This window comes from Moorella sp. E306M (assembly GCF_006538385.1).
Classification (GTDB): Bacteria; Bacillota; DSM-521; order Neomoorellales; family Neomoorellaceae; genus Neomoorella.
The window spans coordinates 2,358,241-2,385,076 of record NZ_BJKO01000001.1 but is presented as its reverse complement, the minus strand read 5'-3'; the positions used below and the strand labels follow the sequence as shown (position 1 = coordinate 2,385,076).

Sequence of the window (26,836 nt, the reverse complement as noted above, 5' to 3'; positions counted from 1 at the left end):
TCCTGCGGAAACTGAAATACTATTTTTCGCCCGTTGGATGTTCCTTGCGGAGCTGACGATTGCCGGCATCGGCTGTTGCCATAAAGGTGGTTTAGTTTGAATTTTTTATGCTCACCGTTTGGGAAATTGCATCCCAGTCTACCTGGTAGCCAAAGGCTTCCGCTACAAACCGGGCCGGGAGATAGGTACGACCTTCTCGCAGCAGGGGAGCGACGCCGATGCTCCTGGGCTGGCCATTGATGTAGCCGGTCTCTTCGCCAATAACAAGGGTTACTGTAACGCCATCCTTGCTCAGTTTAACAGCAGAAGATTTCTCATCCCAGCTAACACCATCACCAGGCACGTCCAGGGCATAAGCCAGGTAACGCACGGGTACATACGTCCGATCGTTGTCAATGAAAGGGGCTGCATCCATCGCCTTTACATCTTCTTTCCCCTCGGCCACAACTGTATAGCTCCTGTCGCCAACAATAAAACGTGCTTTATACCGGTTAGCAGCAGGCGGCGTGGCTAATCGAGCATAAAACGGCTGACCAAAATAGAGGCTGGCCAGGGCCATTAAGGCCTGACTGGTAGCCATTTCATTACTTCCCGCCCCAGTGATGTGTTCAAAGGAACCGTCAGGCAACTGGAAGCGAAGGAGGGCAGTTAAAATATTTCCTCCTGCTTTGTTAAAATTGCCTTGAAGTGGATCAATGCCAACTGCAGTCAGCCCTTCAATGACCATGCAGGAGCTTTCTGGATTTTCCGCCCCCCAGGACTCAAAACCGCCATTTTCTTTTTGGGCCTTAGCCAGGTAAGCCACTGCCTTTTGGACAACCGGACTATCTTTTTTTTCACCTAAAGCCCCCAGGGCCATTAACGCCATACCGGTAGAATCCACATCGGACGTTTCTTTATCTGTAGCGTCCCAGTAAAAGGAACCGTCGGCGTGCTGCCTGGCCACCAGCCAGCTTAGGGCCTTGCTCTTATCGGGAATATCAGCGCCGGCAGCATGCAGGGCCAATACCGCCCAGATATGGGCATTAACTAGCTGTTCACCGCCATGAGCTATATTGTCAGCAAACTTACCACTGGCGAGCTGGGCATCCTGGATCTTTTTTATAAGGTTCTGGCCCTGGTAATTATAGGGGTTCCCTCCAGCAGCCAGAACGGCCAGGACCAGGGTGGCATAATCATTCATTTCCCCGGATGCGGTAGCAGCAGCCAGCATTTTTTCACAGGCCTGGCCGGCCAGCGTACCTTTTAAATCCCTTCCTGACGCCGCCAGGGCAATATAGCTCCAGGGAGACAAAATACCTCTGGCCTTCTCTCTTGTTAACAAATAAGCGGCAGCGTTATTTAATGATTTTCCGGCGCTATCCAACCCGGCAAGGGCCCAGGCTGGCGTGGCGGCGCCAGCGATAAGTAAGAATAAAATTAAAAAAGCCAGTGCCAAATCTGAAATCCTCTGTTTTAACATGCCTGTGTACCCCTTTCCTGATAAATCAAGGTGAAGCCGCCTTCAACTCTTCCCAGGTGGGCCCGGTACTGTTCAGGGTTTCGCTATACCACCAGATAATCTTATCACCTGACCGAATCCCTTTCTCGCTGGCCGCCACCATGGGGATCTCCTCGTTAACCTTATACATCCAGCCGGCCATACCTTTATTGTCTTGCCCGGCTATACCCAGGACAAAATTGCCGTATACAGGGCTCATGCTGTATTTCAGGCCGCTGGCATCCAGGGCCCCGAGGGCCGTCAACCCCCATTTGTTGTTTTTAGCAACCGTCACCGTAGCAGGACCATAAAGGAGTTGCCCTTTCATGCCAACTACGGCAATATCCACCCGACACCCGGAGGCGGCAGGAGAATCCTGGTTATAACTGCTGTTGCCGTCTTTCTTAGCTGCTGGTAGAGGGGCGCTGCTGCCGGCATCACTCTGGCTGCCAGCACTCTGCGCCAGCTGTGTCGCCTGGGGAGTACCGGCAGGTCCCGAGGCTTTCCCCCCGCCGGTTATAGCGCTGTCACCTGACTTCTCCCCCGCCGTTTTTTCCGGCGGCTTGAGGGTCTCAGGCGCTTTTTGATTGCCGGCACTTTCCGGAACGCTGCCGGCAACAGCATTCTCCGCTGGTAAGGGAGCCCCGGTGGGTGGTGTCCGGACATTATCAGCCCCGCGTGGCCCGGTATAGAAATTGGAGATTGCCGGCCCTATTAAGGCCAGTAAGACGATCAGGGCCGCTACCAGGTAAATAAATTTTTTTTGCATTTACGATTCCTCGCTATGCCTGTATTATCAGTCCCGTTAAGGCCACCTTGTCTGGGCCCGTAAGATCTCTAGCAATGATGAGGAGCACCGCTGGACTCGCCGGCGCTCCCCACCGTTTTAATCATTCTTTTCTATCTACTCTGCTACTAGCATCCTGTAGACCATCACTGCACATTCTGCCCGGCTGGCCGCCTCTCCGGGCCGGAAAGTCCCATCTTCAAAGCCTTTAACCAGCCCGTGGGCGGCAGCTGCACCCACGCTCTTTCTGGCCCAGGCAGAGACTTTGTCGTTATCTTTAAAGGATAGTTTCTCCTCGCCCTCAGGCAAGTTCATGGCCCGTACCAGCATAACCGCCACTTCTTCGCGGGTAATGGTCTTTTCCGGGCGGAAGGTGCCGTCCTCATAGCCCTTGACCAGGCCGTTGCCGGCGGCGGCAGTTACTGCCCCGGCGTACCAGGCGTCACCTTTTACGTCCTTAAAGGGGTTCTTCGTCCCTTCTTTCACCTCCAGGCCCAGGGCCTTGACCAGGAGGCTGGCAAATTCCGCTCTGGTCACCGCCCGGCCCGGCTCGAAGCGGCTGCTGTCCACCCCAGCCACAATGCCAGCCCCGGCCAGGGTTTCAATGGTATCCTTCGCCCAGGCAAACGAATTATTAGTTACATCCTCAAAAGATTTCCTGGCTTCCTTTGCAAACACGGCATAGTCGGAGAAGTGGTTTATCCGGGCCAAGATTAAGCCTTTAGACATGTCGACCACGGCCGGTATAGCTACCCACTGGCCTTTTGTCTTATCGTACCAGGCCAGGGCCAGGTTTTCCGGTTTGGCCAGGGGCGGCAAGGCAATTTTTAAGTTTAAGGTCACCGGTATGTTGAAGGTAGTTCCGTCGGGTCCAAAATTGTAAATTGCCGATATTTGCTGGTAGCCTGCCGGCGGAGGAGCCTGGGCGGCATTACCCCCGTTATTTCCAGCGCTCGCAACAACAGTATTCTTCTTAATGGTAATCTCTAAATCGTTTTGTAATGCCTCGGCTGGTATGGACAGGGCTATTTCTTCTTTAGCATCAGTTATGATTGCTCCCGCTGAAGCGGTGACCTTCTGGGCCAGATCAATTTGGTTTTGGGCCAGTTCTTTTCTCAGGGCGGCAATTTCAGCACGGCTCATGGCTTTTTCGCCGCCAGTGACTACCACGGCTTTTTTAACTTCGCTTAAAGGAGCGATCTGGAAGGTACCCTCTGTTAATTCCAGCAACTGGTTAATTTTCGCTAATGCATCCACGGCAACTTGGGGGGCCTGTAGGGCTACTGGGAGTTTTTTATTTTGCTCCTTTAGATCGGCCGGTACAGACATAGCCGTCGAGGCAGATGTGCTGCTTTTTACCAGACTTTCCCACACTGGTCCCGAAGAGCTCCAGTCCGTACTGTACCACCAGATGATCTGGTCGCCCTCCTGGATCGCTTTCTGGGAAGCGCCCACTATGGGTACGCTGCCGTTGACTTTGTACATCCACCCGTTCATACCACTGTTGGCCTGGCCGGCGATGCTTTTAACAAAGCCGTTATCGTCGACGTAGGAAAGACCGGTGGCGTCCAGGGCTCCCAGGGCCGTCAGGCCCCACCTGCCGTTTTTGCTCACCATGACCGAGCCGGGCCCATAAAGGAGCTCGCCGTTCATGCCTACTACGGCAATGTCGACGATGCAGTAATCACGATCCGGAGTGGATGAGGTGGGTAAGGTAATATTGAGAATGGCCGTCGCCGTCAGGCCGTTATAAATAGCCTTTACCACCGTCTGGCCGGTATTGAGGGCAGTGACCAGGCCGTAGTCGCTGTCAGAAACACTAGCGATGCTGGTATCGCCCACCGACCAGACGGCCTCGTTGGTCACGTCGCTCCTCGTGCCGTCAAAATAAGCCAGTACGGCCTTAAACTGCTGCTTGCCGTTGAGATTGAGGCTGGCAGCAGCAGGTTGAACAAGAAGGCCCAGGGAAGTTCTGGGGTCGATTGTTCCAGCCAGGATAAGATAAGTATAAAGGGCCTCGCTGGCGTCCAAAACATTTCTATATGCACCAAAGCTACCATCATCGTTCAAGGCTTTGAGCATCATGTAGGATACCGGCGATAACCCCGTAGGGCTTCGCCAGCTCAAAAGATCATGTCCCAGCCTTTTCAGGGTAATAATCACTTCGGTGGTATCTACTACCGGATCTTCGGCCCAAGACTCGGTGCGATAATACACGCTGCCGTCAGGCTGCAGCCACTTCTTTAAATAGGCCAGGCCCTTATCGATGGCGCTCTGGATTTGCGGGTCATTTTGTTGATAACCTGGCAGATAAGTCAAGGCCCGGATCGCCTGGGCGGTAGACATAAAGTCGGGGTAAAAAGTGTTACCCACCGCCTCTCCCCAGGCGCCATAAGTGGCCTCGGCCACGCTTTGCTTGCCCAGGATGTAATCGTGGGCATAAACATCATTGATTAAGGTTATCTGGCCCGCTTCCCCCAGAGCAATATAGGCCCACATGTCGCTGTAAACGCTGTTGTCAAAACCGTTAGGAGAATGCCGTTCCTTTAAAAGATTTGCCAGCTTATTTACCCGTACTGTATCACCCCATCTATTTAAGGCCAACAAGCATTGGGCTATAGTTTTCGTTCTTGATCTTTTCACCCATGGAGAACTGCTGCCGGCATAATCATTATACGTTTTACCTAAAGATTTTAAGGCAATCAGGGTTTCGGCCGTAGAAAAGGTACTATCCCACTGGGCCGGGATAGCGCCAGTGTCTACGTCCTGGATATCTTTAAGGTAAGCCAGGCCCTCCTGGATGGTTTTATAAACGTCGCTACCTTCTACCTTCGCCCCGTCAAAGTAGCTGAGGGCCGTAAGCACCTGGGCCGTTAAATCCGGTTCCTCCGCGGTATAACCGCTCCATGCCGCTCCGGCTGGCTGCCCCCAGGCGTTTTTATGTTCATGTTTAAACCCATTAAGGTAGTTCAAGGCATACACCTGGTCAATGACACTAAGCCTGCCTGCTTTGCCAAGGGCGGTTAAAACTGTAACATCGTCATAAATGCTGTTGCCAAAATAAATCGTTCCATTAGTAGTCTTTTGTTTAGCAATAATGGCGTCGGCTAGCATATTAATGTAACTTGAAGTCGGATCTACGGCATAAAGGGCGGTTAATTCTTTCGCCAGATAGACGGCATCCAGTACGGAGGGATTGCTGGCAGCAGCCTCGGCAGAGGCAATAACGACATTTTTCAAAGATTTACCATTATAGACCCACCCGCCTCCAGAAAGGTCTTCACCGGCGTTGACCAGAGCTTCTACGCAGCGATAATCAAAGTTCCAACCGTTGACCTCATAAGTTAAACTGCCATTCTGGTAACGATTTTTAAAATAAGAAACTGCCTTGCTAATGCTGTCCTGGACCTGGTTATAAACAGGATCATTAACCGGCAAATCAGGTTTTACCAGCGCCAGGGCCTGCAGCGGTGCCTTGGTGCCATAATCATTGGCCAAAGGGCCAAAGCTACCGTCGGCATTCTGGGTCGCCATAATGTAAGTAATTAAACTATTATTATTGCCAAGTAAGTCGGCCAGTTTTTCGATGCTGCTTTTTAACGTTTCCTCATTCTTGGTCCATTTTACTTTATCTTCTAGATTTTCTCCCGCCAGGGTAAGTATGTAGGCCGTGTAGCCGTCAATCTTCTCCCCGGCCTGGTAGCGGTCGTTAATAAATTTTATGGCTTTGGCGGCCAGTTCTTGGGCAGTATAGGCAACGGCCTGATCCGCGGCCATAGCCTTGTCCGGGACAACAAAAGGTACAAGAAAGCTGAAAAGAAGGCAAACCGTTGTTGCCAGGGATATAAAACGCCTGTTGAACCTCTTATAGGACATTCCTGCCACCTTGCCTTTCATAAAATTTAGCCAGAGAATCAAAAGGGTCTTAACGGGTGTCACACCTTTACGACGTGCTCCAGACCCAGCACCTGTCTGCTTGCAAAAATGAAAAAGACGGCCTCATGCTAACACCTCCCTGCAATACTCCCCGGGTGGGTTAGAATAGGCCGTCCATCTACCGTTCCCGGCGCATCGTGAACATCCAGTTGTTGTCCCTTGTTGGAAGCTCCTTGCCGGGCCGGCTGGCAGCATTTAAGCCGGCCCCTCGGGGCCAGGCGCCTACCCTGATAAAATTAAAACCCCTGCTCCAAAGAAATCAGGGGTTATGCCGTTTCCCCATCCTGCGTAGGGAGCACCAGCTACTTCGGCAAGCACCAGGTCTCCTGGCTCGGGTTCACCGTTCCCCCACGCCTTCCCAGCCCGCACTCAGCCTAAAGAAGTTAACCCGTTACAAAAACGTACTGAGTAGCGGTCCAGTGGCCTGATGCGGGGTCACTCCCCCTTACAGTGGCGCGACCGCGCCGGATTTGCACCGGCTTCCCTTGATGCCTGCACCGTTATTCATTTTTCTTTATATAACCATTCTACAGATACTACCAGAATCCTCCCGGCAAGAACTTTTTTATTTGCCCCATATTTATTTGCCCCATAAAGTCCTCTTACTACTTTCCTATCCTTGCCAATTGTACCATCAAGCTATCCCACATGGCTTTGACGGCATTTGCTGCCGCCCCGTGGGAACAGGCCGTAAGCGGCACGGCATTTACCAAGGCCCTGGCCACGTCGGCATCAAAAGGTATTTTACCGGCTATGGTAAGGCCCTGCTCATAACAATAAGCTTCAATCTCCCGGCTTTTCTCAGGGGCCAGGTCATATTTGTTAATACAAACGGCCACCGGTACTTTAAAGTGGCCGGCCAGCTTCACCACCCGTTCCAGGTCGTGCCAGCCGGCTACCGTCGGTTCCGTCACCACCAGGGCCAGGGTTACCCCGCTCAGGGAGGATATGACCGGGCAGCCGATGCCGGGCGGGCCGTCGGTAATGATCAGCCGGGCCTTATTTTCCTCCGCCAGCCGCCGCGCTTCCTGGCGTACCTTCGTCACCAGCTTGCCGGAATTGTCCTCGGCCAGGCCTAGCTGGGCATGTACAAGAGGGCCGTGAGGTGTTTCTGAAATATACCAGTACCCGGCTAGGTTGGGTTTCATGGTAATGGCCCCTGCCGGGCACGTCAAGGTGCAGACCCCGCAGCCTTCACATGATAGAGAATCCACCTGAAAAACGGAGCCCCTTGACCCGTTATCTGCCTTCGTGATAGCGCCAAACCGGCAAACTTCGATACAGCGGCCGCACCCGGTGCAACGCCCGGCATCAGTAACCGCTTTGTTGGAGCCGTAAAATTCATTGACGCTCTCCACCTCCGGCCGCAGGAGCAGGTGCAGGTCGGCAGCGTCAACGTCACAGTCGGCCAGGACTTTATCCTCCGCCAGGGCTGCCAGGGCAGCAACGATAGAAGTTTTACCGGTACCGCCCTTACCGCTAATTACCAGCAGCTCTTGCATGTTGTGACACCAGCCTCTCTATCTCCTGCCAGAGGCCGACAAAAGGCGGTACCCAGTCGGGATAATCTTCCACCAGGCATCTCCCTCTGGCATAGGTGGCAGCATATCTTTTGTCAAAGGGGATTTTCAGAAGGACCGGAATCTTTTCCTGGCGGCAATAACGCTCCACCCGCAGGTCACCCAGGGTGGAACGATTGATAACCACCGCAAAAGGAATACCCAGTTCTCGCACCATGCCGACTGCGAGCTTGAGATCATTAAGGCCGAAAGGAGTGGGCTCCGTAACCAGCAGGCAAAAATCGCTGCCCTTCAAGGCAGCTACTACCGGGCAGGAAGTACCCGGCGGGGCGTCTATAAGGGTGAGCCCTTCTTTGTGGGCGAGCCTTTTGACCGCTCTGATCACCGGGGGTGCCAGGGGCACGCCCACATCAATCTTGCCGTGGACAAAATCAATCTTGCCGGCCTGGCCCCTGGCTACCGCCCCGATACGATAAGGTTTCTCTGTAATTGCACCCTGGGGACACACAATGGCGCAGCCGCCGCAGCCGTGGCACATTTCCGGAAAAGTAATAACCTTACCCCCGGCGACGGCCAGGGCGTGAAAAGCGCAAACTTCGCTGCACTTGCCGCAGCCGTTACATTTGGTATTGTCCACTTCCGGGACCGGCAGGGTCACTTCCTCTTCTTCCTGGAATACCGGATGCAGGAAGAGATGGGCATTGGGCTCTTCTACATCGCAGTCGAGTACCTGCACCGGTATTTTCCTGGCCAGGGCCAGGGCCAGGTTGGTAACAATGGTCGTTTTCCCCGTGCCCCCTTTGCCGCTGGCCACAGTGACAAGCATTCCCTTCACCACACTTTAATCAAGACTGAGAGCATTATTCGGGCACTCATCAACGCAGGCGCCGCACTCCAGGCACTCGTCGGCATTAATAGTCGCTACTTCTTCAACGGTAATGGCTTCTACCGGACAAACCTCGACGCAGCTGCCACAGCCGGTGCACTTATCTTCATCAACCCTGGCTGCCATGTTACTCTCCTCCGTTTATTTTAATGATTGCAGCCATCATGGTCATGGCTGCAGGTACTGCCGGTACTCTTGAGATTACCGCTCAGGTAAGCATTCACTGCCGCCTCTACGGGGCCGGAAGCACCGCTTATTACTTCAATGCCCCGCTCACCGAACAATTCCACGGCGCGGGCGCCGATGCCGCCGACAATAACGCAGTGAACACCTAAATTTGCCAGATAACCCGGTAAGAAGCCAGGCTGATGCCCGGGATTGGCAATAACTTCTTTACTTATTACTTTCCCGTCTTCAACGGTAAACAGGCTGTACTGGGAACAATGGCCAAAATGCTCGGCTACCATTTTTCCCTCGGTTGCTACGGCGATCTTCACCATCTGTTACCTCCCCGACCCATACCAAAATGAGACCCTACGTTAGCCTGGGAAAATAGCGTGGCCTCTCCGGCCTGCCACTGCTGCAACGCCGCCTGGACCGTCGGTGCTGTAGTTGAGTAAACCTTAACTCCGGCACCCTGCAAAACCCGCAGGGCATTGGGCCCAACATTTCCGGTAAGGACAACCTCCACACCCCGGTTGACCATGGCCTGGGCTGTAGCCACTCCCGCCCCGCCGCCGGCGGCCATGTTATCGTTGGCTACGGCCTCAAAGGTATTCCTTGCTGTATCGGCAATAACAAAATACTGGCAGCGACCGAAACGGGGGTCCACCGCTGCCGCCGCATCTTTACCCTGGGCCGTAATAGCCACTTTCATTAATTTCGCCCCCTTCTATAATGGTCATTTGTCCAATAGCATTATATAGTTATTTTGACCTTATGTCAATAAAATATTAAACAAAAAGAGCCGGGATGTAAATTTATGACCCGGCCCCGCATTTTGGGTTTACCTACAGGTCCTCATTTTCCGGATCGCGGGCCTTATCTTGCCGCTCTTCCTGCTGTAAAGCCTTCAGCTGTTCTTTGACCGCTTTGAGCTGGCCTTCAAGCACGGCCGCCTGCTGCTTTAAAAATTCCACATCAGGCGCCGCGCCCTGGGGCGGTAAGGCACCGGGAAAGGGTGCGCCCCACCAGCCACCGGGAAACCAGCCATAAGACGGCGGGGAAAAACCCCAGGCCCACCTGCGGCCCAGGCCCAGGCCTAAGCCCCGGCCGCGACCCAGCCCAAAACCCAGGCCCCGTCCAAAGCCGAAAGCAGGATTCATAAAGCCCGGTACGGGGAAACCGTTACAAAAGCCGGCTCCGCGGCCGGTGCGTGGCCCGAGACCCCACGGACCGGTCCTGTCACCACGTGGCATTTTTACACCCCCTTTCGGTCTTATGTTCATTATTAGTATAAGTCTATTATGGCCATTTGTCAATAATAATATGCCATAAATAAAAAACCCGGAGGCCATCTCCAGGGTGCGATGATTACAGTTAACCCAGCGGTATGATTACCGGGATGTTTCTCATTTTTGCCATCACCACCGGTACGCCGTAAACATGGGCGATGTTATGCGGCGTCATCTTTTCCATTCCACTACAGGCGAAAACCTTACAGTATTTCAGTAAAATGAATGCTAAACTTGACTAATATTGTTATTAACCCCATGGGCAAATTTAGTAATAAAGGGTATAATATAAATATATGTCTTGGGGAAGGAAGGGAGATATTTTGACGCTCCAGGAAACGTCCCGCTCACCGGAACCACAACGCAAAGCCGACATCAGCATAAAATTATCGGAATTTGAGATCCCTCCCATGCAGGACATTTTACTCGTTGGTAAAAGAGCCCCTATTGGTCCCGAAGCCGTCAGGCGGATGGTTGATGCAGTCTCGCCGGAACAATATGAGATTGTTCGCCTCAATCACGAAGTTTTTGAAGCTGTAGTAGTTAAAAAATCTCTTTTAAGGCTCCTACCCAAAGAAAAACTTTTGCCAGTTGTAATCGACGAAGGAAACCGCATCGCCAGCGAGAATATGGTAATTAAGGCACAGGTAAATATTACTATTCAGATCAGCAGGACGGTGGATTTGTAGTGCCCACGGTAGAAGGCCTGATAAGCGAGAAGCTTTATACCATCGACCCTGTGGCCAGTGTCGGCCGGGCGGCACTAATCATGGAGCGTTATGGTATAGGTAGTCTACCGGTAGTTGAAGAAGGAAAACTGGTAGGCATCATTACTTCAAGGGATATAAAAAGATCTCACCCCAACCGGCTGGTTGCCGATGCTATGACTCGCAAAGTGATTACTATACCGCCAACGGCTTGCCTCACTGAAGCGCAAAAATTAATGGCCAAACATAAAATTGAGCATCTGGTAGTTACCAGAGAAAGTGATATTATTGGTGTCGTTACTCACACTCAAATTATGTCAGAATTGGGTAAATATACCGATGGCCTTACCGGGTTAAATAAAGCCGAAATCTTTTACGAAAAAGCCCTGGAGTTATTAAAAAAAGGCCAGGAGATTACGGTAATCTTCCTGGATTTAGATAACTTTGGCTTTATTAATAAAGAGTACGGCCACATCTACGGCGACAATGTCCTGCGCCAGACTGCTCTAATCTTAAATAGCTTAATCGACAGCAATAAGGAAACTCTATGTCGCTATGCGGGCGACGAATTTGCAGCCGTAACTAACCGGCCCCTGCCCGAAGCCGAAAAACTTGCCCGGCAAATGGTCCTGGCCCATGCTAATGAAAACTGGCCCGGGAAAATAAAGGTCGCCATTTCTGCCGGCGTAGCCGGAGGCCGCTGTTCAGAACTACACAATTCTGGTGAAGACAGTAGTTACATAGTCAAATACCTGGTCAATACGGCCAGCCTGGCTTCAACCAGAGCCAAAAAACTGAAAAAACCGGTAGTAGCTGTGAAGGCAATTGAGTTTAATAAAACTGTAGGTATGTAGGTATATTGGCCGTGACCTGGCGACAGGTTTGCTCCCTGCACGGTTGTCTTTAGCGCCGTAAGACAGGTTGCCATTCATACCTTGAAGCGCCCCACTTGTTCTTCTAATCGCCTGGCTACCCTGAGGACCTCCTGGGCTGTTGAGGCTATCTCCTGGGTTGATGCTGACAGTTCCTCAGCCGAGGCCGAAATCTCTTGTGCCGAAGCTGAAGTTTCTTCCGACACAGCACTTATGCTCTGAACCCGTTCCAGCATCACGTCCTTGGCCTTCACAGTGTTGTCTACCTGACGGTACGTCTCATCGATCGTGGGTGCTATAGCGGCTACCGAATGGAGTATGTCGTCAAAGGATTTGACCGTTTTTTCTACATTTTCCAGTTGCGCAACTACCTGCCTCCTGACTTCCTCCGAAGTGTTCACAACTTCATTGGTCCCCGCGGCTATAGTGTCCAACAGCGCCCTGATCTTATCCGAAGAAGCACGGGACTGCTCAGCCAGCTTGCGGACCTCATCCGCCACCACTGCAAAACCGCGGCCGGCCTCGCCTGCGCGCGCCGCCTCAATGGCCGCGTTCAAGGCCAAAAGGTTCGTCTGGTCTGCTATCCCGTTGATCACTTCCAGGATCTCGCCTACTTGATTCACAGAGCTGCTTAAATCAGTTAATTTCTCCACGACCACCTTGAAGGCCTCGCGCACATCCTTGATGGAAGCAATCAGGATGTCCAGCTCTTTCTTGCCTACACCTGCCAGCCTGGAGGTCTCTTCGGTGTTAGCCTTAACGTAACCAAGTTCGGTGTACACCTTCTCCAGGTTGGAGGTTATATTTTCAACGAGGCCCAGTATTTCCTGCAGGTGACCCGCTTGTTCCGAGGCTCCCGAGGCCACCTGTTGGATGGCCTTGGCAACTTCGCCGGAAGAAGAGGCGATCTCTTCTGAAGCAGCGCTTAAGGCCTCCGAGTTGCCGGCCAGCGTTTTAGCGTCTTCTTTGAGTCCTGAAAGCAACGGTTTGAGGTCGGCCTGCAGGCGGTGCACCGCCCGGACGAGCCGGCCTATCTCATCCTTCATGCGGAGGAATTTTTCAGAAACGGGTCGGGTGAAGTCGCCACCGGCTATAAGCCCCAGGTCGTCGACAGCCAGGGCCAGAGGAGTGGTAATAGTTCTTGCCATTACAAGAGTCAGTACCAAGGCAACCAGGATTATGATCAGGGAGACAAACAGCACGGACCATTTAAGGCCGGCGATCTTCTCCAGCACCTCGACTTCGGGGGCGGCAACTCCCAAAGACCAGCCGGTGCTCTCAACAGGTGCGTAGGCTATAATTTCCTTTTGGCCCTGGAAGATGTAATTGCCGACTCCCCTTTCTCCTTGAATCATCCTGGACATTACTGCCGCCAGGGAATCCAGGGAAGGGTCAGACTTAACCGCCTCCACGACATTCTCCTCATTTGTGACCCTCTCCGCGTCCTTGTGAGCTATGGTCTTACCGGTACTGTCTACTGCAAACGCATACCCAGTACGTCCATATGTAATGTCCGCCACCAGCTCGCTGAACTTTGTCGCGTCCACTATACCAATCAGCACGCCGATTATTTCATCGGTGGCATAGTTGCGTATAGGTGTGGTATAAGCAAATATAACCGACTTGTCGATCTTGCTGACAATAGTGCTGGAGACGAAAGTCTTACCCTCCAGGGCAGCCCGGAAGTGTTCCCGGTCTGCGATGTTAGCTTTACTGCCGTCGGAATATACTGCGTTCCCTTCCTTATCAGCAATGCCAAACCGCCTGAAGCCCAGACTTCCCGCTTTTTTTTGCTCTTCCCGGAGAACATCCAACTTTTCTTCTAGCGTGGCTTCGCGGTCGCCCCATCGCCCACGGATGACGGTGTTATTGGCCAGGGTTTCCATAACGTACATCCGCGCCTGGATGCGGCTTTCCAAAGTTTCGGCGGCCTGCTGGGCCATCTTCAACATGGCCTCTTTAGCTTCGCTCTCCAGAGCGTTCCTGGCACGGTCGTAGCTTACAAATACCAGCACCAGGCATCCAACTAGAACGATCAGCCCGAAGAGCGCGGTCATCTTGCCTCGCAGACTTCCTGTAAGTTTTCCCATCATACTGCTGCCGGTCGCTCCCGCTCCTGGCGAACTTCGGTCTGCGGGGCGACCTATACCTCCTTCATTACATTTGTCTTGCTAGAACGACAATAGCTTTGCCTCAGCCTCACCCATTAAGGAACTAACCTAACGTTTTACCCCATTTTGCGTTTAAATTTAAACGGCCGCTTTCACGGCGGCCGTAGAGAACCTGTATTTAATTTCAACTTACTTACTCCCCCGGCAGCCTGGCTACCATATCCTTAAAACGGACTTAGGTCCGCGGCTTTGCGCCCCCGCCTTTCGACGAGTTTGCCTTTAGCGGTACTGGCTGTATTATGCAATGTGACGTGACACAATCACTACTTTACTACATTTGGTCGACATTTGTCAACAGAAACCCCGAGGTGTGTCATCGGATTGTGATGTTGTCACGAGCTTGCTTGCCACAAGGGGCGACACCATCGCCGTTGCTGCCCTTCCTCCGGTTTAAGGACCAGAGAAGCCACCGGAGATATAATTTTAAATAAAAGACTAGAAGCCAGGATTGCGGACCCCAGTCCCTCGAGGAGTAAAAAGAAAAAAGCCGGTGAAGATTTATCACCGGCAGAGGAAAGATATTTCAGCCTAGCCGGCCCGTATTTCCTGGCGCATAAAGAAGTAATAGGCCAGGGCAAAAATCAGCATGGTGGCTGCGATAAGCCCTACCAGGTGCGGCCAGATGAGAAGCAGGCTCTGGTCCAGTGGCAGGCTTCCGGGTATAGCCCCTTCTAACTGTTCCACCAGTACAGGTCCTAGGGTCCTTACCCCTGGGTTCAAGAGAGTTACTGTAGCTTCATCGTAAAGAGTCGTCGTCGAAAGGCGGCTAAGATTTTGTTTCAAAGTCGCATTGTGCAGGACCCGGGCCGGCGCGGCATCTTCACTTACCGGAAGGAGACCGTCGGCAATGAGCCCCGCCAGCATCCCGGCAAAGAGGGCGAAAAACAGCCATACGGCTATCCCGGCCAGGGCCGAGGTGGCCGTCTGGCGGAACAACAAAGAAAATAGGAGGGAGACACTCAACCAGAAGGCTACATAAATAATGGTGACCAGGAGGTAAATAAACAACCGCCCGATTTCCTCGCCCGTGGGAGGAACGCCAATTAGCAGCAGCCCCAACCCAGCCACTAAGAGCCCCAGGGCCATGATGACCAAGGCCAGAACTACCAGACCGGCCAGGAACTTGCCGTTGATGACATCGTCCCGATAGATAGGCTGGGCGAGCAACCGGCTCAAGGTACGTTTATTATGCTCACCGTTAATGGCATCAAAACCAAGGGCCAGGCCCAGCAGGGGCCCCAAAAAAGAAATAAAAGTGATGAAGGGTGGTAAGGACCCGCCGCTGGTGGTAAAAAGGCGCAGGAAGACAAATTGAGGATCACCATCCCCTGCTGTCTGGCGGATGCTCTGGGCTGCTACGTAAAAGGCACCAATGCCGGCCACGGCCACCAGGAAAACCAGGATCGTAAAGCGGGTGCTGCTCAGGTTGTCCGCCAGTTCCTTCTGAAAAACAGTTTTCAGGCCACCGCTGAACCACTCCTGTTGCCGGAACCAGTCCAGCCAATCTTTTAGTTTAGCCTGCCATCGTGCCATGGTAACCCTCCCCCTGGAAGTACTCCCTGTATATATCGTCCAGGTCATAGCCCCGGGCGCGCAAATAGAGCAGGGTAAATCCTTTACCGGCCAGGTAAGGCGTAAGCTCGGGGCGGATATCGCGGCCCGCGGCGCAGCGGACCCGGATAAAGGCTCCGTGACGCTCGACAGCGGTCACGCCCTGAAGGGACCGGAGGGCAGAAAACAAATTGTCATTGTCCGGCTCGGCCTGCAGTTCAATCTCCAGGGGCTTGCCCGCCATGACTTGATGCCCGAGTAAAGCCACCGGCCCCGCGGCCAGGAGTCTGCCACCGACAAAAATTCCCACCCGGTCGCAGATTTGCTGCACCTGGTGCAGGAGATGGGAGGAGAGGAGAACTGTTTTTCCGCCTTCCCGTGCCAGCCGGACAATCAGGGCCAGCATCTCCCGTACGCCCTCGGGATCAATGCCCAGGGTAGGTTCATCGAGGATAATAATCGCCGGGTCCTTTACCATGACATCGGCAATGCCCAACCGCTGGCGCATCCCGCGAGAAAACTCCTTCACCTTGCGGTGGGCGTAATTGCTTAAGCCCACCTGGTCCAGGCTTAAAGCCACGCGCTTTTCAGCTTCCGCCGGGGGGATCAGGTTCAGACCGGCGGTATAGAGAAGGTTCTCCCGTGCCGTAAGGTCGTCGTAGAAGCCGACATTATCGGGTAAATAGCCCACTATCCTCTTAACCTCCAGGGGGTGACGGGTGGCATCTAAGCCCTTTACCAGGGCCTGGCCGGACGTCGGCTCAGTCAACCCCAGAAGCATTAAAATCGTCGTCGTCTTGCCGGCACCATTGGGCCCCAGCAGGCCGAAAATCTCTCCCTCTCTGATTTCCAGGTTGAGGTCCTGGACGGCAGTTATGGAGCCATAATGCTTGGTAAGGTTCCGGGTGACAATGACTGCTTCCTGTCCTGCCATGGCTATCGCCGTCCGTACTTCCGGAAAGTTCGCCCAACAGCACCAATTACACCAAGAACCAGGATTACCCCCACCAAACCCCATAGGGTAGAGGTCCGCACACTGACCCGCAAATCGGCGCTGCCACTAGTTTCCTGGGTACTGGCCGTAAGGCGCACCACGTAGTCACCGGCTATGGCCTTGGGCGAGGGTTTGATAAAAGCCGTTACCTGCTGGCTGGCGCCAGCCGGCAGCATGTCAATCTTCTCCGGTTTAAAGGTGACCGCCCAGCCGCTGGCTGCATTGGCGGCAAAGGTAATGTTGGCCAGGTCGGCGCTGCCAGTATTTCTCACCACCATGGTTACCGGGCTCTCTTTGCCGGCAATGGCGTCAGCGTTCAGGCGTCCAGACGGGGTAGTCAGTTCCAGGCTATAGGTGCCGGTAATGTTAACTTTGAGAACAACGCCTGCTTTACTGCTCCCCGAAATGGCTTGGATAGGAATATTATAAGTGCCTTCCTTGACGTTCTGGGGCGGCTTGACGGTCACATCCAGGTCCTGGCTCTTACCAGGCTTTAGACTTAAACTAGCAATCTGCTTGCTGTCATAAGCCGGGCTAAAGGTTACCTGCCAACCTGGGGGCGCCTGAGCGCCCAGGCTGTAGGAACGCTCCTGGGCGCCATTATTGGTCAGGCTAACCCGGAACTGGAAGCTTGTGCTACTGGTTCCGCTCAATACCGGGTAGTCGGTGGTCATCTTGTCACTGCCGGAAGCCACCTCTTTAATGAGCACCTGCAGGTCAAGGCGGGAAGAGGCGCTGCGCCCACTGGCCTGGACCACAAAGCTGTAGTTCCCGGGTTTAACATCGGCCGGCACTTCTACCTGGAAATCAACGCTGGCCGGATTATCAGTATCGGCAAAAGCCTGGCTGACAACCATGCCGCCGCCTTTAAACAGGGCCTGCCACCCTTTGGGGGCGGAAACAACTTTCAGATCAACTTTTTGAGGTACACCGCTATTGCGTAACTCCAGGGGAAAGGTAATCGTTTCCCCGGGTTGGGCCTCAATGCCCGGGAAGGCCGTGGATAGAAGCAGGCCGTTATCCGCCCTGGCTGTCTCTACAAAGGGACTGAAGGCCAGGGCCAGGAAAAATAAAAGAGTAGTCAGGACTAAACATGAGCGCTGGCGAAGCAAAATAATTCCCCCCTATCGCAGATATCAATAAATAAATTCTATACTATAGACGTCCGGTTAGGCCGGGAGGTTACAGCTTGGACAAAAAATTAGGGCGTTTTTAGCGCCCAGTCCCCGTAATCTTATCCTCCTCCCGATAGGGTATTACCTTGTCGCCGTCGAACTCCAAAATCAGGTAGTGGTATTCCGGCCCCCATTGCTCCTGGTAGGTAATCAGGATCAAGGCGCTCCTGCTGGTATCCGAACGTATCACCTGCACGGGTAAGACCAGGTAGGCGTTAAGGGGCTGGGTATAGATAAGCTGCCAGCCTGCGTGCTCCCGGCGCTTGCTGATGGAAGCCAGGAGCTGGTTGGAACCCTCTACCTGACCGATGCTTACCAGGGCTTCGGGCTCCGGGCCGTTTAAGCTAACCATGCGGTATTGGAGTGGTGTAACTTTAAATCCTGCTGGCGGCTCAGGTGCAGTAGCCGACCATTGCCACCAAACCAGGAATAAAAAGACCAGCACCAGGGCCGCTACCCCGGCCAGGGACCACTTCACCTTCCGCTGCCGGGTAGATACGGTAGGTACCTCTGTCATTGGTAAGGAAGCCACCCTATTTTGTACCCGCCGCCGCATGGCGGCTGTAAAATGCCAGCCAGCAAGGGGCGGCGGGACTTTCCCCGGTAATCCGGCCAGTAGTTTATCCAGGCGGTCCCGGCGTTTAGGCATCACCCTCACCTACCTTAAAAACTTGCTGCAGGCGCTGGCGGGCCCGGTAAAGACGGATCTTTACAGATGGCAGGGATATACCCAGGATTTTAGCAATATCCTTAAGGCTTAACTGCTCGTAATAATGGAGCCAGATTACCTCCCGGTAGATAACCGGCAAATTTAAAATAGCGCGCCATAATTCCTGCTGTTGCAGGTTTTCCAGCACCCGGTCCTCCACACCGGCAAAGGTATGCTCTGGCGGCTTAACGAGTTCTACGTCGCGACGACGGGTCCGGGCCCGCAGCTGGTCGCGGCAGAGGTTGACAGTTATATGGTATATCCAGGTATAAATGGAACTACGACCCTGGAATTTATCCAGGTTGGTGTATATACGGATAAAAACCTCCTGGGCTACATCTTCGGCCCAGTGGAGGTCATGGAGATAGGAATAGGCCAGGTAAAGGACTTTATCGCCGAAGCGCCGCATCAAGTATTCCAGTTGTTGCTGGCGGTTCTCTAGTTCCAGGGGGGCCGCTTGCGGCTGGATAGAGGGTTCATACATACCCATCTCCATTTCCCTCCCCTGAGGTGCTGTTATTAATATATTTTAGCGTTTTGTTATAAGGTTTAAAAGACCACTTAAAAAAGCGGCCGAGATATTAATCGGCCGCTGGTTGAAGTATTATGGTGCTGGGATTACTGGACTGCGGTTACCGTTAATTTCGTAACAGTAACTGATAGGCATGGCTTTTTTCAAGGTATTGACCATACCACAGTACTTGCTTAAAGATAACTCGATGGCGTGCTTGACCTGATCTTCAGGGAGTTCGGGCCCGGCCAAGCGGTAAACCAGAGTAGCAGCAGTAAAGATTTTAGGATGCTCTGGAGCCCGTTCAGCCTCGACGTCAATGGCAAAGGAAGCCAGGGACAGGCGTTTTTTCTTGAGGATGCTCAGGACATCCATAGCCGTGCACCCGGCCATACCCATGAGCAGGACCTCTGAAGGCCTGGCCCCCAGGTTCTGGCCACCATGCTCAGGGGCGGCGTCCATGGTTACCGGCTGGCCGGAAGCCCCCAGCCCCTTTAAGCGCATATGTTCCCCTTCCCAGGTTACGGTTACTTTCATCTTTATCCCTCCTGGTACTATTTTTGTTATTATACATCAGGAGCCGTATAGAAGCAATTTTGGGAAACCTGTCACACCTGACTACCGTCTTCTCCCGCATCATAAGCCAGCTCATAAGCCTTACGGGAGATTTCCTGGTAATAGCTATTTAAAAGCTGATAAAAATCCCGGGCATAGCGCCCAAAGGGAGGAGGACCCAGGCGTTTTAAAACACCCCCGGGAACGGCAGGTGGGTGCATATTAACCTGGAAGGCATCCAGCCCTTCCCCGGACTGCCAAAAATCAACCGGGTCGACAGGTAACTCCGGTGGGGAGCTACTTTCTTCTGGGACCGGCTCCATCTCTTCTTCTTTTTTAACTGGTAGGGAGGGGCCGCCGGCAAGGGCTGCACGCTTCTCTCTGAGAGCCTTGATTATCGCTTCTTTTTCCCGTCCGCGCAAGAGGAAAAGTAAAAAAGGGTCGCTATCAAACTTTTCACCCAGCAAATAATAGACGGCGGCGATATGCTTGCAGGGGTTGGCCCAGTCAGGACAGGTGCAGCTGGTCACGATATCTCCTGCAGCATGGGGGAAGAGGGACAGGCTCACCCCGGTAAAGGCCTCCTCAATATCATCAGGCATTTCGCCAGCCAGCAAGCGAGCAGCAAAAGCTGCCTGACTGGCGAGGGCCTCTATTACCCGTGTCCATTCTCCGTCTGACAGGGGCTTAATTTTAATTTTTACATCGTAGGGTCTGGGTCTGCTCCCCTGTACTTTAGCCTTGACCAGCCCTGGGGCGAGATCTATACTTAAGACGTTACCCCGCCGCGCATAGGCCCGGCCACGCTGCAGGCGGCTGGCCCAGCCAAAGGACTCCAGGACATCCAGCCAGCGTCTGGCCCACCAGTTGTTACCGAAATTTCGCCGGGAAGTCATTCTTTAACCTCCAAAAAGCTTTTAATCGAATTTGTTTTTTACGGTTAAAGTTCTATTCCCTCGCTCCGTAAAGCCAGCAGTTCCCGTAAGTCTCCAATTGACAATTCCGTAAGCCAGCCTTCACCGGTACCGATAATTTGCTGCGCCAGGGAACGTTTTTCCTCGATCAGGGCGTCAATTCTTTCTTCAAGCGTCCCGGCGCAGATAAATTTATAAACCTGTACATTTTTCTTCTGGCCGATGCGGAAGGCGCGATCGGTAGCCTGGTCTTCTACGGCCGGGTTCCACCAGCGGTCAAAGTGAAACACATGGTTGGCCCGGGTGAGGTTTAGTCCCACCCCGCCAGCCTTGAGGGAAAGGATGAAAAAGGGCGGCCCATTGTTTTCCTCCTGGAAGCGGCGGATTAGCTCCTCCCGTTTGGCCCTTGCCAGCCCCCCGTGGAGGAAAAGGACTTCCCGGTCAAAAGCCGCCTCTAAATATTCTTGCAGCATTTGCCCCATGACGGTAAACTGGGTAAAGATGAGGGCTCGTTCCCTGGCTGCCAGGACCTCTTCTAGCATCTCCTGGAGCCGGGTAAGTTTCCCGGAGCGCCCGTCCAGGTGGCTACCGTCACCCAGGAACTGGGCCGGGTGGTTGCAGATTTGTTTTAATTTGGCCAGGGTAGCCAGGACCAGCCCTTTACGCTCGATGCCGGTGGCGGCTTCTATCTTTTGGAGCATGTCCTGGACAACAGCTTCGTAGAGGGTAGCCTGTTCCCGGGTCAAATGGCAAAAGACCTTGATCTCCTGCTTTTCCGGCAGGTCCTGAATGATTGCCGGGTCAGTCTTGATCCGGCGTAGGATAAAAGGTTGGACCAAGCGCTGCAGCCGTTCCGCCCGCTCCCGGTCCCGGTAACGTTCTATGGGGATCATAAAACGGTTGCGAAAATCGGCCAGGCTGCCCAGGTAGCCGGGGTTTAGAAATTCCATTATGGACCAGAGTTCGCTTAAGTTGTTTTCCACCGGTGTACCGGTAAGGGCGATTCTGAAACCGGCCTTTAAGCGTCGGATGCTCCGGGTCTGTTTGGCTTCCGCATTTTTAATATTCTGGGCCTCGTCGAGAACCACCCCATCCCATTCTACGGCTGCCAGTTCCCTTTCATCCCGGTGAACAAGGGTATAGGTGCTGATTATCAGGTCCCGTCGGGCTGCCTCCCGGATAAATTCGTCGCCTGAGAGGCGCTCACTGCCGTGGTGGAGAAGGACTCGCAGTGAGGGGGCAAAACGCGCTACTTCCCGCTGCCAGTTGCCGGCCACTGAAGTGGGACAGATAAGGAGAACCGGGCCGCTGGCCATTCCCTGTTCCTTGCGGTAAAGCAGTAAAGCCAGGAGCTGGATGGTCTTGCCCAGGCCCATATCGTCGGCCAGGCAGGCACCCAGGCCCAGTTCAGTAATAAACTTCAGCCAGGAAAAACCCCGCACCTGGTAAGGGCGAAGGCTACCCCGGAATCCGGAGGGCTGGGGCAGGAGGGCAATTTTTTGGTTGTCGTGCACCTTTTCTAGAATGGAATTAAGCTGACCCTCTGATTCAATACCCAGTAGCGGGAGACTGGCGAGGGCTACTTCGCCTTCAGGTTGCTCTTTACCTGAATCTGGAACTACCCCGCCCAGCAGGCTGAGACGTAAAGCCTCACCCAGGCTCATGGTCCCCTGGATGGCTTGCTTTTTCCAAAACCTGTCCAGGGCCGCCAGTTCCTCCGGCCGGAGCTCCACCCACTGGCCCCGTACCCGGACCAGGGGCACCTTTAAAGCAGCCAGCCTGGCAAATTCCTTCCTGTCGATGACGGTATCCCCCAGGGCCACTTCCCATTCATAATCGACCAGGGCGGACAGGCCCAGGCCCCCGTATGCAGCCGGCCTAATCATCCGGGAAGCGTTTTTGCCCCGCTCACTGGTCTTCAGCTTTAAGCGCAGCCCCAGGCGGGATTTATGCTGCCCCCACCAGGAAGGCACCAGTACGCCAAAGCCGCTTTCGGCCAGGAGGCCGGCCGCTTCCCGCAAGAAGGTATAGGCTTCTTCAGTAGTAAGGAGACAGCCTTCCGGTGAAGGGTCTTTCAGGCTCTTTTCCAGGGGCGGGAATAACCTTGCCGCCCGGCCCAGGTCGGCCAGGAGCCTTTCCTGGGGATTGGCGAAGCGCCGGTTCAGGAACTCCAGCACGCTGCCCTTTTCGCGCCAGACCTCCCCGGCTGGCACCAGGAGGCTGGGATCATCGCTGGCCTGGAGTAAAAATTGCAACTGCCAGGAAGGCTGGCCTTCTTCTCCCGTTCTTTCCGGTGGTTCCAGGCGGAAACAGGTGCGAAAGGCTACGGTCCCCGGCTGGCTGAACAGGGTCTTCGTCCAGCCATTGATTTGCTCCTTCAGGTCTTTCATTTCCAGCAACGGCCCGCTAAAGGTGGCTTTTTCTGCCGTCAGGGCCATAGCCCACTTAGCCGGGGTATTATCGTCCCCGAGCCCCTTGGTCCTCCCCTCGAGAGGCGAAATCATAAGCCAGTACCGGGCCATGGCATCGACGGTGCCGTGCAGGAAATCTTCCACCAGGAGGCGAGGATGCGGGAGCGGAGTACTCGCCACGGCCCGGCAGGCGGGCGGCATACCGGCCGCCAGTAAGTCCACCCGGCGGGCATCTTCAGGTTGGTCTAAGAGGGCTCGCCAGGAAGCCCTTAATTCCTGCCTCAGCGGAGTTTTTGCCCCGGCCCTCTTCCCCGCCGGTGCTTTTACCTCCTCCAGTACCACCGGGATAAAGCGTTCCCGGACCAGGAGTTCCAGGGCCAGCTTGGCTGCCAGGCTCCAGAACAGGAAATCGGGTGCTAAAATATTACCTTTAATTTGCCCGGCACTTCCTTCCCCCAGCCGGGTCAGGACATTGATAACCCATACCGGTGATACTGCCAGGCCTTTGACCTCCCAGGGGGTTAAGACCAGGTTGCTTTCCCGTAAAGATTGACCCCTCCGGGCAATCTCGCCGCTACCGGGCAGATGCCTTAGCTGCGGCGAAGGCAGGGGTCCAAGATTGGTTGAGGGGAGTAACAACTGGATTTTATCCAGGCCCGGCGGAATAAGGGGTATGCTTTTATAAAGGCCCGCGCTTAAATTAAGGAGGACGGTGATAAGTTCCTGGTCGGAAGCCTGAAAAGGATGAAGGGGCACTTTATTTTTAGCTGGCCTGGGCAGGTAGAGTTCCTTTTGCTGACGAGCGGCGGCCAGGGATTCCCCCCAGACAAAAAAGCGGCCATTTACTTCTTTATTGCTATCTTTAACCCAGGTCCCATGGACGACAATCATTGCCAGTATGCTCCTGCTGAAATATATCTTGCAATTATTCGCCGCGAGGATTAATTTTTCCTGCCGTTCCTCCCTTTAACCTTGACTTTCAATGCAACATTTGTTACATTGTAACGAATGTTACATCATGGGTGAGAATAATGAACCAGGACATTACCGGCCGCGGCAACAAATGGCACCTGTTCATCTATAAAGTACCCGGCGAACCATCGAGCAAGCGCATTTACCTCTGGCGGGAACTCAACAGGCTGGGAGCCCTCTACCTGCAGCAGGCCGCCTGCCTCCTCCCGGCACGCCCCGGACTACTGGAAAAACTGGAACAACTAAAGTCACGGGTAGAAGAATTCGAAGGCACTGCCTATCTCTTCCCCAATCTCAACCTTGATCCCGGGCAAGAAGCTCAGATAATAGAGCAATTCAAGGAAATGCGCAATAAAGAATACCAGGAAATAATTAAAGAGATTAACAAATACCTGGCAGAACTGGAAAAGGAAGTGCGTATTCAGAACTTTTCTCCGGCGGAAATAGAAGAGGAGGAAGCCGAACTGGAAAAAATCGAACGCTGGTACCAGCGGGCCCGGGAGCGCGACTGGTATAATGCCCCCCTGGGTGAACAGGTCGCCTCCCTTATAGACGAAGCCCGGGTAGCCCTGGCGAGGTTTACCACTCTTACCTATGGAGCCTTAAAAGAAAGGGAGATTAATTGATGCCGGCCCCTTGCCCCTGGAGCCAGGCGCCGGAAGATGTTCTGGCCTGGCAGCAGGTAGATCCGGAGGAGGGTCTAAGTGCCGCTGAAGCCCAGAGGCGCCTGAAAATTTACGGTCCCAACCGCACGCTGGTCCGTCCCGTCCTATCCTTCTGGCATATCTTTGCCGAAGAAATCCGCGAGCCCATGATCCTTTTACTCCTGGCGGTAGCTGCCGCCTATTTCCTCCTGGGAGAACTGGGGGAAGCCCTGGCCGCAACGTCCATTATCCTGGGTATCGTCTTCATTGAGGTAGGCACCGAGTTTCGCGCCAAGAAGGCCATTGCCGCCCTCCAGGACCTGAACGCCCCCACTACCCCGGTCCTGCGCCAGGGCAAAGTAAAGGCCATTAATACTGAAGACGTTGTCCCCGGCGACATTCTGGTGCTCCAGCCCGGCAACCGCGTGCCGGCCGACGCCCGCCTCCTGGTGAGCGCCGGCCTGGCCGTCGATGAGTCCCCCCTTACCGGGGAATCCCTGCCGGTGGAAAAACACACCCGGCCCCTGGACCCGGAAACCCCTCTATCCGACCGTCACAATATGGTTTATCAGGGTACGGTAATATCCCGGGGTGAAGGCCTGGCCTGCGTGGTAGCCACAGGTCTGGAGACCGAACTGGGGCGGATTGTTGGCCTTACGCGCCGGGCCCGTGAGCCCCGCACCCCCCTGCAGCAGTTTATGCGGGAACTGAGCCGGGTCCTGGCGCTAGTTGCCCTGGGTTTTGCCGTGCTTATCCCTTTCCTCCAGTTCCTGGTGGCCAGGGAACCCTGGCCCCGGGCGGTCCTCACCGGCCTGAGCCTGGCCTTTGCTACAATACCCGAAGAACTCCCCATCCTGGTGACCATGGTCCTGGGCCTGGGGTCTCTAAAGCTCGCCCGGGAAAAGGCCCTGGTCCGGCGCCTGCGAGCCGCTGAAACCCTGGGATACATCACCACCGTGGTCACCGACAAGACGGGTACCCTGACGGCCAACCGCCTCACCCTGGAAGCCATCTGGCTGCCGGGGAAAGGAAAACTCCTGTCCCCTACCCTGGCCCGGCAGGATAACGCGGCCGGGGAATTACTCCTGGCCGCCCTCCTGACCCAGAGCCCGGTTACTGCCTTGGAAGCCTGTGACCCCCTGGAAAAGGCCCTGGCCGAAGGGGGAGGACACCTGGACCTGCCCCGGGAAGAGTTGCTGGCTTTTTACCCTTTAAACCAGGATCAACGCTGGGTAGGGGCCCTGCGCGCTAACCAGGCCGGGGCTACCCTATACGTCAAGGGAGCGGCGGAAGAAGTGCTGGCCATGTGTACCGATCCTTCCACCCAGGAGGCTACCGCCGCCACCCTGGCGCAACTTGCCGGCGAAGGCAAGCGAGTCCTGGCAGTAGCCAGGCGCTTTTTCTCCAGCCAGGACCTGCCGGCAGAGGCTGCTGCAGCCGGCCAGGACCTCACTTTCCTGGGATTTTTAATCTTTGCCGACTCCTTACGCCCTGAGGCTGCCGCGGCAGTGGGCGCCGTGCAGCAGGCCGGGATCAAGGTCTACCTGGCCACCGGCGACCACCCCGAGGCAGCCCGCCGTATTGCCCGCCAGGTAGGTATCCCGGCAGAGAAATTGCTGGCCGGCGCCGAACTGGAGCAATTAAGCCCTAAGGATTGGGATCCCTTTCTCCAGGAAACCCGTGTCCTGGCACGCATAACGCCGGAACAGAAACTCCAGTTAGTCCAGGCCCTGCAGGCTAAAGGGGAAATAGTCGCCATGATCGGCGATGGTATTAATGATGCCCCGGCCCTGGCCGTAGCCCACGTAGGCCTGGCCATGGGCCGCCAGGGTACCGATGTCGCCCGGGAGGCCGCCGGCGTGGTTTTAAGCGACGACTGCTTTTCTACCCTGGCCACGGCCATCCGCCAGGGGCGGGGCCTCCTGGCGAACCTGCAAAAGTCGGTGCGCTATTACCTGGCAGTGAAGGTAGCCCTCATCGCTACTATGCTGGTACCTGCCGCCCTGGGGCAACCGGCTCCCTTTTCGCCCCTGATGATTATTCTCCTAGAACTGTTCATGGACCTGGCGGCCTCAACTGCCTTTGTCATCGAGCCCCCGGAGGAGCCTCTCATGGAACGCCCCCCGCGCCGGCCCGACCGGCCCTTCCTGGACCGGCCCATGGTCCAGGTGATCTTTGCCGGAGGCCTGCTCCTGGCCCTGGCAGTAGGGCTGGCCTACCAGGGCCTCGAACTCTGGTGGGGACCGGCCCCTGTACCTATAAGGCAAACTGCCGCCTTTGCTACCTGGATGCTGGGGCATGTCCTGCTGGCCTACGCCTTAAGGACCCAGAGCCTGCCCCCTTACCGCCAGGGGTTCTTTAGCAACAGTGTCCTTAATCTCTGGGCCCTGGGAGCGGCAGTAGTAACCCTGATGGCTGTCTACCTGACACCCTTGCAGGCTGTCCTGGGTACCGGCACCCTACCCACCGGGGCTTGGGGGCTGGTGGCCGGGGCCGCCCTGCTGCCCGGCCTGGTGATGCTGTTCTACTGTCCCGGACAATGAGGGGAGGTTTGCAGTAATAAGAACTGCTATTGCCCGTCCCGGGA

Annotated in this window: 22 protein-coding genes and 2 riboswitches; of the genes, 4 read left to right on the top strand and 18 right to left on the bottom strand. The window is 54.7% G+C overall.

Features of this window, described 5'->3' with window-relative positions:
- Positions 1-91: 91 nt before the first annotated feature.
- The 9 genes from FLZ89_RS12265 to FLZ89_RS12225 all read right to left on the bottom strand — a co-directional run bounded on the left by FLZ89_RS12265 (position 92) and on the right by FLZ89_RS12225 (position 10,027).
- Positions 92-1,438 carry a stalk domain-containing protein gene (locus tag FLZ89_RS12265; protein ID WP_253256480.1) on the bottom strand — a complete coding sequence of 449 codons (1,347 nt, stop codon included), beginning with the start codon at positions 1,436-1,438 and terminating at the stop codon, positions 92-94.
- A 49-nt stretch (positions 1,439-1,487) separates the two neighbouring features.
- Entirely contained in the window at positions 1,488-2,249 is a 762-nt protein-coding gene (locus FLZ89_RS12260) for a DUF4430 domain-containing protein (protein WP_141264892.1), read from the bottom strand.
- A 135-nt stretch (positions 2,250-2,384) separates the two neighbouring features.
- Positions 2,385-6,143, bottom strand: coding sequence for an S-layer homology domain-containing protein (locus FLZ89_RS12255; RefSeq protein WP_172613902.1), 3,759 nt, complete (start codon positions 6,141-6,143; stop codon positions 2,385-2,387).
- 379 nt (positions 6,144-6,522) lie between these two features.
- A riboswitch (cobalamin riboswitch) is annotated at positions 6,523-6,689 on the bottom strand.
- A gap of 119 nt (positions 6,690-6,808) precedes the next feature.
- Entirely contained in the window at positions 6,809-7,705 is an 897-nt protein-coding gene (locus FLZ89_RS12250) for an ATP-binding protein (protein ID WP_141264893.1), read from the bottom strand.
- A complete protein-coding gene (locus tag FLZ89_RS12245) occupies positions 7,683-8,549 on the bottom strand; it encodes an ATP-binding protein (RefSeq protein ID WP_141264894.1) in 867 nt (288 codons plus the stop codon). Before FLZ89_RS12245 ends, FLZ89_RS12250 begins: the two co-directional genes overlap by 23 nt.
- Positions 8,550-8,564: 15 nt before the next feature.
- Positions 8,565-8,735, bottom strand: a complete 171-nt coding sequence (locus FLZ89_RS12240) for a 4Fe-4S binding protein (protein ID WP_141264895.1) — start codon at positions 8,733-8,735, stop codon at positions 8,565-8,567.
- A 20-nt stretch (positions 8,736-8,755) separates the two neighbouring features.
- Positions 8,756-9,109 (bottom strand): NifB/NifX family molybdenum-iron cluster-binding protein, encoded by a 354-nt coding sequence (locus FLZ89_RS12235; protein WP_141264896.1) that lies wholly within the window; start codon positions 9,107-9,109, stop codon positions 8,756-8,758.
- Positions 9,103-9,486 carry a NifB/NifX family molybdenum-iron cluster-binding protein gene (locus FLZ89_RS12230; RefSeq protein WP_141264897.1) on the bottom strand — a complete coding sequence of 128 codons (384 nt, stop codon included), beginning with the start codon at positions 9,484-9,486 and terminating at the stop codon, positions 9,103-9,105. Before FLZ89_RS12230 ends, FLZ89_RS12235 begins: the two co-directional genes overlap by 7 nt.
- 133 nt (positions 9,487-9,619) lie before the next feature.
- Positions 9,620-10,027: a DUF5320 domain-containing protein gene (locus tag FLZ89_RS12225; RefSeq protein ID WP_141264898.1), complete on the bottom strand. Its 408-nt coding sequence runs from the start codon at positions 10,025-10,027 to the stop codon at positions 9,620-9,622.
- Positions 10,028-10,386: 359 nt separating this feature from the next.
- Between FLZ89_RS12225 and FLZ89_RS12220 the strand changes: the two genes are divergently transcribed.
- Both FLZ89_RS12220 and FLZ89_RS12215 read left to right on the top strand, forming a co-directional pair.
- Positions 10,387-10,752 (top strand): hypothetical protein, encoded by a 366-nt coding sequence (locus tag FLZ89_RS12220; RefSeq protein WP_253256479.1) that lies wholly within the window; start codon positions 10,387-10,389, stop codon positions 10,750-10,752.
- On the top strand, positions 10,752-11,624 hold the full coding sequence (locus tag FLZ89_RS12215) for a GGDEF domain-containing protein (protein ID WP_141264900.1): 873 nt from the start codon (positions 10,752-10,754) through the stop codon (positions 11,622-11,624). The genes FLZ89_RS12220 and FLZ89_RS12215 overlap by 1 nt, the downstream gene beginning before the upstream one ends.
- A 74-nt stretch (positions 11,625-11,698) precedes the next feature.
- On the opposite strand, the gene FLZ89_RS12210 is transcribed toward FLZ89_RS12215, so the two are convergent.
- The 9 genes from FLZ89_RS12210 to FLZ89_RS12170 all read right to left on the bottom strand — a co-directional run bounded on the left by FLZ89_RS12210 (position 11,699) and on the right by FLZ89_RS12170 (position 23,524).
- On the bottom strand, positions 11,699-13,735 hold the full coding sequence (locus tag FLZ89_RS12210) for a methyl-accepting chemotaxis protein (protein ID WP_141264901.1): 2,037 nt from the start codon (positions 13,733-13,735) through the stop codon (positions 11,699-11,701).
- 218 nt (positions 13,736-13,953) lie between these two features.
- A riboswitch (cyclic di-GMP riboswitch) is annotated at positions 13,954-14,041 on the bottom strand.
- Positions 14,042-14,341: 300 nt separating this feature from the next.
- The gene (locus FLZ89_RS12205) at positions 14,342-15,346 is read right to left on the bottom strand and encodes an ABC transporter permease (RefSeq protein ID WP_141264902.1); all 1,005 of its coding nucleotides are present in this window, start codon (positions 15,344-15,346) and stop codon (positions 14,342-14,344) included.
- Positions 15,327-16,298: an ABC transporter ATP-binding protein gene (locus FLZ89_RS12200; RefSeq protein WP_141264903.1), complete on the bottom strand. Its 972-nt coding sequence runs from the start codon at positions 16,296-16,298 to the stop codon at positions 15,327-15,329. Before FLZ89_RS12200 ends, FLZ89_RS12205 begins: the two co-directional genes overlap by 20 nt.
- A 2-nt stretch (positions 16,299-16,300) precedes the next feature.
- Positions 16,301-17,470 (bottom strand): NEW3 domain-containing protein, encoded by a 1,170-nt coding sequence (locus tag FLZ89_RS12195; protein ID WP_141264904.1) that lies wholly within the window; start codon positions 17,468-17,470, stop codon positions 16,301-16,303.
- A 100-nt stretch (positions 17,471-17,570) separates the two neighbouring features.
- Positions 17,571-18,182: a hypothetical protein gene (locus tag FLZ89_RS12190; RefSeq protein WP_141305065.1), complete on the bottom strand. Its 612-nt coding sequence runs from the start codon at positions 18,180-18,182 to the stop codon at positions 17,571-17,573.
- On the bottom strand, positions 18,175-18,732 hold the full coding sequence (locus FLZ89_RS12185; RefSeq protein WP_172613596.1) for a sigma-70 family RNA polymerase sigma factor: 558 nt from the start codon (positions 18,730-18,732) through the stop codon (positions 18,175-18,177). The genes FLZ89_RS12190 and FLZ89_RS12185 overlap by 8 nt, the downstream gene beginning before the upstream one ends.
- Positions 18,733-18,846: 114 nt before the next feature.
- Entirely contained in the window at positions 18,847-19,290 is a 444-nt protein-coding gene (locus FLZ89_RS12180; RefSeq protein WP_141264907.1) for an OsmC family protein, read from the bottom strand.
- 71 nt (positions 19,291-19,361) lie between these two features.
- The gene (locus tag FLZ89_RS12175; protein WP_141305064.1) at positions 19,362-20,204 is read right to left on the bottom strand and encodes an SWIM zinc finger family protein; all 843 of its coding nucleotides are present in this window, start codon (positions 20,202-20,204) and stop codon (positions 19,362-19,364) included.
- 44 nt (positions 20,205-20,248) lie between these two features.
- A complete protein-coding gene (locus FLZ89_RS12170; RefSeq protein WP_141264909.1) occupies positions 20,249-23,524 on the bottom strand; it encodes a DEAD/DEAH box helicase in 3,276 nt (1,091 codons plus the stop codon).
- Positions 23,525-23,664: 140 nt separating this feature from the next.
- Between FLZ89_RS12170 and FLZ89_RS12165 the strand changes: the two genes are divergently transcribed.
- Both FLZ89_RS12165 and FLZ89_RS12160 read left to right on the top strand, forming a co-directional pair.
- A complete protein-coding gene (locus FLZ89_RS12165; RefSeq protein WP_141264910.1) occupies positions 23,665-24,231 on the top strand; it encodes a Chromate resistance protein ChrB in 567 nt (188 codons plus the stop codon).
- Positions 24,231-26,792 (top strand): cation-translocating P-type ATPase, encoded by a 2,562-nt coding sequence (locus FLZ89_RS12160; protein ID WP_141305063.1) that lies wholly within the window; start codon positions 24,231-24,233, stop codon positions 26,790-26,792. Before FLZ89_RS12165 ends, FLZ89_RS12160 begins: the two co-directional genes overlap by 1 nt.
- Positions 26,793-26,836 lie beyond the last annotated feature (44 nt).